The 13649-nt window shown below is 40.9% G+C and carries 10 protein-coding genes and 1 pseudogene; 1 reads left to right on the forward strand and 10 read right to left on the reverse strand.

The genetic code is table 11. The features are described from left to right. Nucleotides 1–29 precede the first annotated feature (29 nt). The 5 genes from NSQ79_RS05760 to NSQ79_RS05780 form a co-directional block, all read right to left on the reverse strand. The gene (locus tag NSQ79_RS05760) at nt 30–1691 is read right to left on the reverse strand and encodes a ribonuclease J (RefSeq protein WP_045768839.1); all 1662 of its coding nucleotides are present in this window, start codon (nt 1689–1691) and stop codon (nt 30–32) included. A 179-nt stretch (nt 1692–1870) separates the two neighbouring features. Then, nucleotides 1871–2629, reverse strand: a complete 759-nt coding sequence (locus tag NSQ79_RS05765; RefSeq protein ID WP_002883503.1) for an ABC transporter ATP-binding protein — start codon at nt 2627–2629, stop codon at nt 1871–1873. Beyond that, a complete protein-coding gene (locus tag NSQ79_RS05770) occupies nt 2626–3495 on the reverse strand; it encodes a branched-chain amino acid ABC transporter permease (RefSeq protein WP_002883493.1) in 870 nt (289 codons plus the stop codon). The genes NSQ79_RS05765 and NSQ79_RS05770 overlap by 4 nt, the downstream gene beginning before the upstream one ends. A gap of 9 nt (nt 3496–3504) precedes the next feature. Beyond that, entirely contained in the window at nt 3505–4506 is a 1002-nt protein-coding gene (gene trpX, locus NSQ79_RS05775) for a tryptophan ABC transporter substrate-binding protein (protein WP_014633226.1), read from the reverse strand. Nucleotides 4507–4642: 136 nt separating this feature from the next. Then, entirely contained in the window at nt 4643–4864 is a 222-nt protein-coding gene (locus tag NSQ79_RS05780; RefSeq protein WP_014633227.1) for a DUF4649 family protein, read from the reverse strand. A 98-nt stretch (nt 4865–4962) separates the two neighbouring features. Here NSQ79_RS05780 and tnpA point away from each other — a divergent pair. Then, nucleotides 4963–5276 (forward strand): annotated as a pseudogene (tnpA, locus tag NSQ79_RS05785) (IS200/IS605 family transposase); the annotation flags it as partial. Between the two features lie 358 nt (nt 5277–5634). Here tnpA and pyk read toward each other — a convergent pair. The 5 genes from pyk to leuC form a co-directional block, all read right to left on the reverse strand. Continuing rightward, nucleotides 5635–7137 carry a pyruvate kinase gene (gene pyk / locus NSQ79_RS05790; RefSeq protein WP_004182640.1) on the reverse strand — a complete coding sequence of 501 codons (1503 nt, stop codon included), beginning with the start codon at nt 7135–7137 and terminating at the stop codon, nt 5635–5637. Between the two features lie 70 nt (nt 7138–7207). Then, complete coding sequence (gene pfkA / locus NSQ79_RS05795) at nt 7208–8227, reverse strand: 6-phosphofructokinase (protein WP_049528851.1); 1020 nt, start codon at nt 8225–8227, stop codon at nt 7208–7210. Between the two features lie 94 nt (nt 8228–8321). Next, a complete protein-coding gene (locus tag NSQ79_RS05800) occupies nt 8322–11432 on the reverse strand; it encodes a DNA polymerase III subunit alpha (RefSeq protein ID WP_339313342.1) in 3111 nt (1036 codons plus the stop codon). 214 nt (nt 11433–11646) lie between these two features. Next, nucleotides 11647–12237 (reverse strand): 3-isopropylmalate dehydratase small subunit, encoded by a 591-nt coding sequence (gene leuD / locus NSQ79_RS05805; RefSeq protein WP_002884116.1) that lies wholly within the window; start codon nt 12235–12237, stop codon nt 11647–11649. An 11-nt stretch (nt 12238–12248) separates the two neighbouring features. Continuing rightward, nucleotides 12249–13640 carry a 3-isopropylmalate dehydratase large subunit gene (gene leuC, locus NSQ79_RS05810; protein WP_014633231.1) on the reverse strand — a complete coding sequence of 464 codons (1392 nt, stop codon included), beginning with the start codon at nt 13638–13640 and terminating at the stop codon, nt 12249–12251. Between the last annotated feature and the right edge of the window lie 9 nt (nt 13641–13649).

The raw sequence follows: 13649 nt of genomic DNA on the forward strand, positions 1-13649 counted from the left end.
CGCTCACACTCTTATGTTTTAGTCAGTTATTAGCGGACTTCCATGACTACTGGAAGGATTGCAGGACGGCGTTTGGTTTGGTCAAAGAGGAACTTAGCCACATCGTCTCGGACGGCCCCTTTAAGTTCACCCCAGTCGAAGCTGTCTCCTGCCAAGTAATTTTCAACGGTAGCATTGACAATGTCAGCAGCCTCACGGAGAATGTCACGGCTCTTCTTCACATAAACGAACCCACGTGTATTCACACGCGCTTTAGAGACAATCTTACGTTCCTTCTTGTTAACAGTGATAGCTACGATAAAGATACCATCTTCAGACAAGACCTTACGGTCACGAAGGACGATATTACCCACATCACCAATGGCATTACCGTCAATCATAACATCACCAGCTGGAACAGCTCCTTCATGAAGAAAACCTTGGTCCTCTGACAAGTGCATGATGTCACCGCGTTTAACGATATAAATATTTTCTGGAAGAATACCAACTTCCAAGGCTAACTCTGCATGTGCTTGAAGGTCACGGTACTCCCCTTGAATAGGGAAGAGATACTGTGGACGAAGGAGGTTAATCATCAATTGAAGTTCGCGAGCATTGGCATGTCCAGAAACACGAAGGCTCTGCGTAATCATCTTAACAGTTCCACCAGCTTTATAGATAGCGTTGTTGACACGTGCCACTACGGCTTCCTTAGCAATGCTTGGAGTTGTTACGATATAAACCAAATCTCCATCCTTGATTTGAACGTAACGGTGACGACCAACAGCCATCTTTTGAAGGCCATCGATTGGTTCACCCATACGACCATTTTCGAGGATAATCAACTCGTGGTCTTCGAACTTGTTCATGTCTTTTGGTTTAACAATAAGTTTTTCATGCTCCACAGTCAATTTTTTGAGACGAATGGCTGTGCGGACAATATTTTCTACGTCAAAACCAGTAAGAACAACACGACGTCCGTGATCAGCAGCTGAATCAAAGACTTGTTGAATACGTACCAAGTTTGAGGCAACTGCAGCAACAATAACACGTCCTTCTGCATCAGCAATTACTTGGTCAATTTCTTGGCCAACTTCTGCTTCAGAAGCTGTTTGTTCCGTACTTGTCGCATTTGCTGAGTCTGACAAGAGGGCCAAAACACCTTCACGTCCGATTTCAGCCAAACGACCTAAATCAGTTTTGTAGTAAGGACGGGCAGCTTGATCAAACTTGAAGTCACCTGTATAGACAATATTTCCTTGGTCAGTACCAAGAACAATCCCCATTGATTCTGGAATTGAGTGAGTTGTTTTGAAGAATGAAACCTCAGCATCCTCAAATTCGATTTCAGTTTCTGCGTCAATAACATGGAAATTGTTGAATTTCTTAACACCAGCATTCTTGACAAAAAGTTTAGCTAACTCGATTGTAAGTGATGATCCAAAGACTGGTGCTTTGACTTCTTGCAAAATATAAGGTAGGGCACCAATGGCATCAGCGTGTCCGTGAGTTAAGAAAATCCCTTGGATACGATCTCTATTTTCAATCAAGTAATCTAAGTTAGGGATGACAAAGTCAACACCTAGTTGTTCATTTTCAGGATACTTTAGACCAGCATCCAAGATAAAGATAGAGTCGTTAATCTCAACAATATAGAGGTTCTTAGCATTTTCACGTACTCCACCTAGGGCAATAATTTTAATATCGCTCATGCTTGTTTTTCTCCTTTTTAGTTTGACTCTCTTCTAGAGCCTATTTTTACAGACGGTCCAAGAAGCTGAACGTTCGTGCGAACAGTCTCCTTGTCGATTTACAGGCCACAACAAAAAGTTGCATACCCTTTAAGTATACAACTTTTTGGCTTATTTTACAATTTAGAGTCAGACTAGGCTTACTCAAACATAGCGTAATAGTCTGTGATATCCAATTGGCCTTTTTCTTCCTTGGTAAGGTCTTTAATGATTTGACCATCCTTCATAACGATAAGACGATTTCCATATTTTAGGGCATCTTCCATGTGATGGGTAATCATCAAAGCTGTTAGATGGTCACCTGTTACAAACTCATCAGTCAACTCCATGAGGGCTACACTGGTCTTAGGATCCAGAGCTGCAGTGTGCTCGTCTAAGAGCAAGAGCTCAGGACGTTTAAGTGTCGCCATCAAAAGACTGAGAGCCTGACGCTGACCACCTGAAAGGAGACCTGCTGGTGTATCTAAGTGCTTTTCTAAACCATTACTGATACGTTCAATCAGACCTTGAAATTCCTCTGTGTAGAGGTGAATTTGGCGTGATTTAAGCCCTCGTTTTTCGCCACGGTATTTGGCAATCAAGAGGTTTTCTGCAACAGTCATACGAGGAGCCGTCCCCATTTTAGGATCTTGGAAGACTCGTGAGAGGTATTTGGCACGCTTCTCAGCAGGGAGAGCCGTAACATCTTCACCCATGATGAAAATCTGACCACTGGTCAACATGAGAGTCCCTGCAATGACATTGAAGAGGGTTGATTTTCCGGCACCATTTCCACCAAGAATGGTAATAAAGTCACCTTCTCTAATGGTAAGATTAACATGGTCCAGAATGGTTTTTTCGGTGTCAAAACCGTTATTGACCTTAACAGTCGCATCTTTGAGTTCTACAATAGCTGTCATCGTGATAAGGTCACCCCCTTAAAGAATTTTCGACGTAGGACAGGCGAAATCAAGCAAATAGCCAAAACAATCGCACTAAAGAGTTTGAGGTAGTTAGTGTTAAAGCCAAGAGCAATAACCGCTGTCAAAAGGAACTGATAAAGGATTGAGCCAATACAGATGGCAATCAAACGTTCCAACAGAGTCAAGTTAGTCGCATAAAGGACCTCACCAATGATAATGCTGGCAAGACCGATGACGATAACCCCAATTCCTTTAGAAACGTCGGCATAACCATCCTGTTGGCTAATCAGGGCTCCAGAGAGGGCAATAATACCGTTTGAGATAACAAGCCCCATCACTTCCATATTGTCTGTATTGATACCAAATGATTTGGCCATGTCTCTATTATCACCTGTGGCAATATAAGCTTGACCTAGGCGCGTGTTAAGAAAGGCAATCAAGGCAGTGATAACAATGGTTACCGCAATGAGACCAACAATCAAGAGGTTGTAGTCCTTGCTGAAAGGAAGCAAGTCTTGAATAGTCTTAATATCAAGAAGTCCTAGGTTGGCCCTTCCCATAATCATAAGCATGACTGAGTTAAGAGAGGTCATGACCAAAATCCCTGCCAAAATAGTAGGAATTTCTCCCTTAGTATAGAGGAGACCAGTCACAAGTCCAGCACCACAGCCCGCCAAGACGGCAACCAAGGTCGCCAAGATAGGGTTCCAACCAAAGTTCATAAGGGTTACTGCTACTGCCCCACCAAGAGGGAAGGAACCTTCTGTTGTCAAATCAGGAAAATCCAAGATACGGAAAGTCATGTAAATCCCAAGACCTAGGATTCCGTATAGAAGCCCCTGATAAATAGATGAAATAATCATAAGTCCTCCTTATTTATCAGCTTTAACAGCGATGTCTGACTGTTTAAGCACATCGTCAGGGATGGTGATGTTGAGGTCTTGAGCAACTTTAAGGTTAAGTGTTGGTGTGCCATCATCGATAACATCTACAGGAACATCCTTAACTTTCTTACCTTTAAGAACCTTAACGGCACTACGAGCTGTAGCCTTTCCAAGTTCATATTGGCTTTGAGCAACTGAAGCCAAACCGCCTTCTTTCACCATAGTATCAACCGTCGTATAAACTGGAATCTTAGCTTGGTTAGCTGATGAGATTACTGTTGAAAAGGCTGAGGCAATAGTATTATCTTGAGGCGTCCAGATGGCATCTACCTTACCAGTCATGACTGACATGGTTGTATTGATTTCATTGGTTGATGGAACGGCGTACTCGACCACATTCAGGCCATCCTTTTCTGCGTATTTCTTAAAGCTTTCAACCTGTGATTTGGAATTGTCCTCACTTGAAGCGTAGAGAATACCAATCGTCTTAGCGTTGGGTGTCAGTGATTTGACCAATTCTACTGTCTGCTTAATCGGCACTTGGTTAGAGGTACCGGTAACATTGCCTTCTGGATGCTTGAGATCCTTAACCAATTTTGCCCCAACAGGGTCTGAGATAGCCCCCATGATGACTGGAATATCCTTGGTAGCTGCCGCTAGCCCCTGTGCTGCTGGTGTGGCAATACCGATAACGACATCGTTCTTGTCATTAACCAATTGTTTAGACATGGTTTGAATTTTAGACTGGTCTCCTTCGGCATTTAGGAGGGTGATTTTAACCTTGTCCCCCTTATAACCAGCTTCCTTAAGGCCATCCTCAATTCCCTTCTCGATTTGATCCAGGGCGTCGTGAGTCACGAACTGGAGGATACCTACTTTGACGACCTTATTGGCATCTTGGTGTTCTTTTTTGAAAAAATCTGTACCAATAGAACCGAGCGTCAAGATAGCTAGGAAAACCAAAGTCCAAATTAAACGCTTGTTTTTCATATGTGTCTCCTTCTATAAATTCTTCCTTTCTATTGTAAGTCATTTTCAGTCAATTAGCAATATTCTTAATTTATAAAAATCACCTTGCTCAAAGAAAAAGAATCAGAACAAGATGTCTGATTCTTTTCCCTTATTATTACTGATACTGTGCCAAGTCTAGCTTCATAATAAAAAAGTAAAGGTCACCATATTGTCCTTTGTAGCCAATATCATGTCCGTTTATTGTCACCTTAGTAACTGGTGTTGCATCTGGCAAGGCAATCCAACAAGCTTGCTGGGCTCTGACAAATTCATTGTAATCTTCAAAGGAAGTGTGTTTTTCTTGCTTGGCAGTATTTAAATAAGTTACTTCAATCATTGAGGGAGACCTCCTTATAATCCTTTACCTAAGGTCTAGATTACGCTTCCTAGAGAGCAAAGTCAATCATGACGACTTAAAAAACAGCAGGCTGGGCCATACAAATAATAGAAGGTCACTTAATGCCAGATCATGTTCATATGCTAGTAAGTATACAACAACGAATGAGTGTGGCTAGTTTTATGGGATATTAAAAAGGTAAAAGTGCATTAATGATGTTTGATAGAAATGCCAATTTAAAATATAAATTTGGAAACAAACATTTTGGGGCAGAAGGTTTTTATGTAAGTACGATAGGACTTAATGAAGCCACAATTAAGAAATATATCTAGGAACTAGTGAAGTATGATACCGCATTGAACAATTAAGTGTGAAAGAATATAAAAATCCCTTCAGTGATAACGGTAAGTAATGCGTCTGCCTCTTTGAGAAGCTTATGACGAATAAAAGAAATAAAGGCTTGAACAAAGTGAAAGACTTCGTCTTAAGACGCTGGTTACTATTATGGACTTATAGCCCTTAATCAAACTACCCGTGAATTAAACTGCACCCCAAAAATTAGACAGAGAAAATCTAACTTTTGGGGTATTTTTATTACTTGAATATACGATATAAGATAACAAAAAACATCGATTGATGACTTTTTCAGTGGAATCCCTATCCGGTCCTCTCTAGATGTTAGCTTTTCATCACCCACTACAGTTGACTGAGAGCTGAGAGCAAAAAAAGAAGACCCCTAGGATCTTCTTTCTATTTAAGTTCTACTTAAATTATTTTACTGTGCGGATACGCATAGTGTTTGTACCACCTGTACCTACAGGAACACCAGCAACGATAACAATGTTGTCACCAGATTCTACAAGACCTGATTCCAATGCAACTTTTTCAGCAACATCAAACATGTCATCAGTTGAGCTTGGTTTTTCAGTAACTACTGGAATAACACCCCAGTTAAGCATCAATGATTTTTGAGTAATTTCATCGAATGTTACAGCCAAGATATCAGCTTCTGGACGGTATTTAGAAATCAAACGAGCAGTGTTACCTGATTCAGTAAGAGCAACAACAAGTTTGATATCCATTGAGTTAGTAGCATCTTTAACTGCAGACGCAACTACTTCAGTCTTAGTTGAACGGTCAAATGTTGATGAATCAAGACGACCATACTCTTTAAGAAGAGTTTGAGCGTTTTTATCAATTGTAGCCATTGTACGAACTGATTCAACTGGGTATTTACCATTTGCAGACTCACCAGAAAGCATTGTAGCATCTGTACCATCGATAACTGCGTTGAATACGTCAGATACTTCAGAACGAGTTGCACGTGGTTTTTCTGTCATTGTTTCAAGCATGTTTGTAGCTGTAACAACAACTTTACCAGCAGCGTTAACTTTTGTGATGATCATTTTTTGGTAAACTGGAACCATTTCGAATGGTACTTCGATACCCATATCACCACGAGCAATCATGATACCGTCAGCAGCTTCGATAATTTCATCGATGTTGTCGATACCTTGTTGGTTTTCGATTTTAGCCAACAATTGAACGTGACCGTTACCAGTTTCTTCACAGATAGCACGAACTTCTTGTACGTCTTTTGCAGTACGTACGAATGAGATAGCGATAAAGTTAAGACCTTGTTCAAGACCAAAACGGATATCAGCGTTATCACGTTCAGCAAGTGCTGGGAAAGGAATTTTAGTGTAAGGGATGTTTACACCTTTTTGTTTAGCGATGATACCATCATTTTCAACTTCAACGATGAATTCACGTTTTTCAGCATCTTTGTCCACAACACGAAGACCAAGTTTACCATCATCGACAAGAACTTGTTTACCAACTTCTACATCGTCAAAAACGTCAAGTGCACCTGCAACGTTCAAAGCGATAACGTCGCGAGTTGATTTGATACCTTGTTTAGTAGCAACACGAATTTGTTCACCCGTTTTGTATGCATACTCTTTAGCATCACCTTCGAACAATTCAGTACGGATTTCAGGTCCTTTTGTATCAAGAAGGAAACCTACTTTTTGACCAGCAAGGTCTTCTGCCATACGAACGACATCCATACGTTCACCTTGTTCAGCGTGGTCACCATGTGAGAAGTTGAAACGGAAAACGTTGGCACCTTCCTTGATCAATTGAGCAATGTTTTTAGCAGATGCTTCGCGGTCAAGTTTTTCACCCCAGTAACCATCTTCACCAAATTTTTTGCCGCCACGGATTTCAACCGCAGGACCAAGTGTTGCAACGATTTTTACACGTTTATTCATGATAAATAAAAACTCCCTTATATTTTTTGTCGCCTTAGCGACGGATTAACAATAATTTAAGTAACTGAGATTAGCTCAAGTTAGACAATGAACGGTTAAGATCTGCAAAGTCAAGACGAGCTCTGTGTGGATTATTAACGATAATTTTACCGTCTTCAGTAAGACTGAACAAAGCGCCTTCTTCTGCTGTACCAAGGATTGGGCTTTCAACAAGCTCTTCATTGTGGATACCAACAGCTACACCACCAATACCTTGTTTAAGGAGGTCAACCGCATGTGCACCCATCCATGAAGCAAGAACACGGTCACGCGCAGTTGGTGAACCACCACGAACCACGTGTCCAATGTTTGTTGCACGAAGATCTGAAGTATCTCCAGCTTCTTTCATTTTAGCTGCAAATTCTTCAGCACCCATAACACCTTCAGCAAGTACGATTACGTGGTGAGTTTTAGCACCTGATTCGTAACCTTCTTTAACTTTACGGACAACTTCGTTGATGTCGTACTCTTCTTCAGGTACGATAATTTGGTCTGCACCAGAAGCAATACCAGCCCAAAGAGCGATATCACCAGCGTTACGTCCCATAACTTCAACGACAAAAGTACGTCCGTGACTGAAAGCAGTGTCTTGAATCTTATCGATAGCTTCTGTTGCAGTTGCAACAGCAGTATCAAAACCAATTGTATAGTCTGTACCAACGATATCGTTATCGATAGTTCCTGGAAGACCAACAGCTGGGAAACCATGTTCAGTCAAACGCATAGCACCATGGTAAGAACCATCTCCACCAATAACTACTACACCTTCGATTCCATGTTTTTTAAGTTGCTCAATACCTTTAAGTTGACCCTCAAGTTGGGCAAACTCAGGATAGCGAGCAGACTGAAGGAAAGTACCACCACGGCTGAGGATGTTGTCTACGCCTTTGGCATCAAGTTGGAAGATATCTCCTTCAACCATACCAGCGTATCCACGGTTAATGCCGAATACTTCAATTCCTTCAGAAATTGCTTTGAGAACAACTGCGCGAGCGGCAGCGTTCATACCAGGGGCATCTCCACCACTAGTCAAAACAGCAATACGTTTCATTATTCCTGATACTCCTTTTATATATTTAACATTTTCATTATAACACAAAGAATTCTAAATGGCTTTAAATTTGAAAAGATTTATTGTTTTTTTTTTATCGTAAAACCGTTTTCAACACATAAGGTGCTAATTCCTGATTAAGTTCCTCGTTCTTGGCTACTCTATATCTTTGACTAACGATGGTTTCCTTACTTCCTTGATAACGAATAATTACAGGGATGTTTCCAGGATACTTAGCTAAGATTTGAGAAACGTCTAAGTCCTTATCATGATTCTCAAGTAGAATCCAGAATCGCTCCGTACTAGCTTCCTCCATGTTAGACAAAATTAACTGAATGCGTCCATCACGCTCCTGGGTCCGCCCATCAAGATAAAAGAGCCCACCTTCACTTAATTTATCCTTATGATAGAAATAAGTTTCTGGGAATAGGGTAACATCAAGTTTATTGATCCCATCAGTCACGTTCAGAAAGGCCATCTGATCACCTTTTTTAGTTCTGATAATTCGAACGGACTCTAGCTGAACCAAAACCGTCGCCATATTATTAACAGTCAAATCAGAAATTGGTTGATAGGGACGAGAGGCCATTTTTTGAGCTAGGTGTAAAGGATGAGGACTAAGCCCAACTCCTAGTAACTCCTGTTCTAAATTATAACGATCCGTCTGGCTATAGTCTTCATAATCAACCCAAGAATAAGAGGACTCTGCAAACAAACTTCCTAACTCATTGACAAAAGTAAAGAGGTTGTTTAAATTGCCAATGATTTTCTGACGGTTTGATTCAAAAATATCAAACAAACCAATTTGAATAAGAGGTGTCAAAATATCGACTTTCTGATATTTGCTAGGAATACGTGTTAAAAAGTCTTCTATAGAAATGTATTTGCCATTTTGTTTGCGATCCTCAATAATCCAAAGGGCAAAATCTCTTGGCAAGCCTTTGATAGTCTTGAGACCTAGTACGATCTTTCCATTTGAAATCTTGTCCAGATAGGGAATCCTATTAATATCGAGGCTAGCTAGGGAGAAGCCATTTTCAATTGCATCCTTAATGTAATCACTAGACGAATAATTCAACATGACGTCGTAGAATATCTGTGGGTAATGCGTTTTGAAATAGGCTAACTGAAAGGCCAAAGCTGAGTAGGCATAGGCATGACTTCTATTAAAACCATAACCTGCAAACTTAGCCATCATACTAAAGAGGCGTTCAGCAATCTGTGGGTCACGTCCCAATTGACGACTTCCTTCCATGAACTCCTCGGACATCTTGGACATTTCATTGGCATCTTTTTTAGACATCGCTCGACGAAGCAAATCGGCTTTTCCGAGTGTAAAGCCCGCAAATACTTGGGCAATCTGCATAACCTGCTCCTGATAGAGCATGATGCCATAAGTAGGCTCAAGGATTGGTGCAACTACTGGATCAATCAGATCTACTTTTTCCTTACCATACTTACGAGCAATGAAATTATCTGTATAATCGCTAGCTCCAGGACGGTTAAGTGAGGTTGTCGCTACGACTTCTTCGAACTTAGCCGGTTTAATCCGTTTAAGGAGGTTTATGGCACCTGCCTGCTCAAACTGAAAAATTCCCTTTGTCTTACCACTGGCAAAAAGTGCTAGGGTCTGTGGATCTTCCAAGTCAATGGATTTGATATCAATAGTGATGCCCTGCTCTTCTTCTAGCTTTTCCTTCATTTTTTGAACAAAGGTCAAATTACGGAGACCCAAGAAATCCATCTTAAGCAAGCCATTGGCCTCAACTGCGGAGGCATCGTACTGAGTAACCATCATATCCTCACCAGCTTTTAGAGGAATATGGTTAGTCAGGTCATCATCACTCATCACTATACCAGCAGCATGGATTGAGGTCTGTCTTGGCTGGCCTTCAATAGCCTTAGCAATCTCAAAAGCCCTCTGAAATTCCTGTCTCTGATTAATCAACTGTCTAAATGACATATTCTTCTCATAGACAGAAGTCAGGTTGTCGCGAAAAGAAATCTTTTTACTTAGTTGGGACAGTTCAAATTCCTTAGCACCAAAACGTTTAAAAACATCTCGAATAGCCTGCTTGGCTCCAAAGGTTGAAAAGGTAACAATCTGAGCAGAGTGATTACTACCATAACGGTCCCTAACATAATGAAGAAACTCGCTTCGATAGATATCAGGCAAGTCGATATCAATATCAGGCATGCTATAACGCTCTTCATTTAGGAAACGCTCGAAAAGCAAGTCATTTTTAACGGGATCAATTCCAGTAATATCAAGGACATAGGCCACCAAGCTTCCTGCAGCAGATCCACGTCCCATTCCCATATAATAACCACGGCTACGCCCAAAGCGTAACAAGTCCCAGACAATCAAGAAATAATCATCAAAGCCCATCTGATGAATAATAGACAATTCTTTGTCTAAACGTTCCTGATAAACTGCTGAGGTTAACTTTTTAGACTCCAATCCAGATTGAGCTAATTGACGTAATTGGTCAACAGCAGGCATATCTCGATTAAAACGTGGAAGCTTCAAATCCGTATCAAATTGATAAGTAATGTCTGAAACAAGTTGCTCCAAATTGTTCAAAGCCTCTGGAATATCACTATACGCACTTTCCATTTCTTGAGGCGAGAAAAGAAGCTGATTCATAGAACAAATAGAGGCCTCTGACAAGGAAACGTTTTGTGAGATGGCATGCAACATCTGAATCGTCGAGCGGTCTGCATTCTCAAAGTAACGCACTGTATGTAAGGGAACTACAGGATAATCAAACTCTTTACCCGCATCTTCTGGCCTTACCCCAATGAAAACCTCTGAACCAAGAGCCATCCCTGGCTCCCAGTCTTCACTTGGAAGGATGAGGGCAATAGCGTTTAGATAGTCCGAAAAAGCTGTAAATTCACGCTGTCCCGAGGAAAGCTCTGTTGCCAACTTCATCAAATTTTTATAGCCCTGATTATTTTTAGCTAATAGACGAAAAGGAATTTTTCTTCCCTCGTAAAATAGATTAGCTTCCATACCAATCAAAGGACGTAAACCGTTTCTACTTGCAAGCTGGGCAAAATGATAGGCAGCATAGAGATTGTCACGATCCATTAAACCAAGGGCTTGGTAGCCAAGCTCTTTGGCACGCGCAACGTAGCTGTTCAAGTCTACGACACTATCCATGAAACTATAGACGGATTTTGTATCCAATTGTGCAAACATGAAGGCCTCCTTTCTATCTTTCTATTATAGCATACGCTACTTGCAAAAACGCCTCTACCATATTAACTGTTTCAAACAAAAAGAATGAGATAGAACAACATTTTTGATATTGTCCTTATCCCATTCTTTTAAGTACTCATTATTTTTTTACTAACACATCATTGCTTCTGATAGCAAGATTGAATATCAAAGTTTAGAAAAACAACTTAGTCCCTTATTGCCAATATGATGGGCGTTGTTTTTCATAGGCAGCAATCAAATCTTCATATTGAAGAGTGATTCCAATATCATCAAGCCCTTCAACCAATTTACGTTTCCACTCATGATCGATATCAAATGGAAACTCTCCTGCTGAAGATTTAATGACTTGGTTTGGAAGGTCAATCGTGATTTCTTCACCCGCAGGAAGGGCAGCCAATTTTTGACGTACTTCCAAGGGTTGAACGATTGGCAACATACCATTCTTCAATTCGTTGTTATAGTGGATATCTGAAAATGATCCAGCGATAACACAGCGGAAACCATAGTCTTCCAATGCCCATGCAGCGTGTTCACGAGATGATCCTGAACCAAAGTTATCACCAGTAACCAAAATAGTCGCATCGCGATACTCAGGTTTGTTGAAGACAAAATCAGGATTTTCTTCGTAGTCATCATTAAGATAACGCCATTCAAACATCAAATTCTTACCAAAGCCTTTTTTATCAACAGCTTTCAAGAATTGTTTGGGAATGAGTTGGTCCGTATCGATGTTATCATTCATCAAAGGTACTGATTTCCCTGTATAGACGGTAAATTTTTCCATTATCTTCTCCCTTATGCTTGAACTTCTGGCATATCGCGTACATCTACAAATTTACCAGCGATTGCCGCAGCTGCTGCCATTGCTGGACTACAAAGGTGAGTACGAGCTCCATATCCTTGACGTCCCTCGAAGTTACGGTTACTTGTAGATGCACAGTGAACGCCTTCTGGAACATGGTCTGGGTTCATACCAAGACACATTGAGCAACCTGGATCACGCCATTCAAATCCCGCATCCAAGAAAATTTTATCCAAACCAAGACGTTCAGCTTCTTTCTTAACTGGACGTGAACCTGGAACAACAATAGCTGTTAATGTTGGTGCGATATGTTTTCCTTTGACGAATTTAGCAGCTAACTCAAGGTCGCTGAGACGTGCGTTAGTACAAGAACCAATAAAGACATAGCCAAGATCGATATCTTTAGCATATTCGCCAGGCTTAACATCCATATACTCGTAAGCACGTTCATCATTAAAGTCTTTGATTTCTGGGAATGGTTGATCAAACTCAACACCCATTTCAGGGTTAGTTCCCCATGTAACCATAGGTGCCAATTCTGAAACATCAATAGTGATTACTTTATCATATTCAGCATCTGGATCTGAAACCAAGGTTTTCCAGTCAGCTACTGCTTCTTCAAACTTCTCACCCTTAGGTGCGCATGGACGCCCTTCAACATAATCATAAGTTTTTTGGTCTGGATTCATAAGACCCATCTTAGCACCAAATTCAATAGACATGTTACAGATAGTCATGCGTTCATCCATTGAAAGTGCATCAATAGCTTCACCACAATATTCAACCGCGTATCCTACACCAGCATCAACACCATAGCGTGCAATAAGTGCAAGAATAAAGTCTTTTGAATAGACACCTGGCTGAGGTTTACCAACAAATTTCACCTTCATTTTCTTAGGTTTTACTTGCCACAAACATTGTGTCGCAAAGACATGTTCTACCTCAGATGTACCAATACCAAAGGCAATGGCACCAAAGGCACCGTGCGTAGCCGTATGACTATCCCCACAAACTACAAATTTACCGGGTTGACTGCGACCTGTTTCAGGACCAACCATGTGGACAATCCCCTGACGAGCAGTACCGTGGGTAGCCGCATCAATACCAAATTCTTCAACGTTTTTCGCCAAAGTATCAATTTGGTTTTTAGAAATAAGGTCACGAATGTTAAAAATATCAACCGTAGGAACGTTGTGGTCTGTCGTACCAAAAGTTAAATCTGGGCGACGAACTTTACGTCCAGCATCACGAAGTCCTTGAAAGGCCTGTGGACTTGTAACCTCGTGAATATAATGCTGATCCACATACATCAATTGTGGTTCGCCCTCGTTTCCAGTAACGACGTGGCGTTCCCAAAGTTTATCAAAAATTGATTTTCCGCTCATAAAATACTC

The sequence above is a fragment of the Streptococcus sp. FSL W7-1342 genome (assembly GCF_037966635.1).
GTDB classification, from domain to species: Bacteria; Bacillota; Bacilli; order Lactobacillales; family Streptococcaceae; genus Streptococcus; species Streptococcus salivarius_D.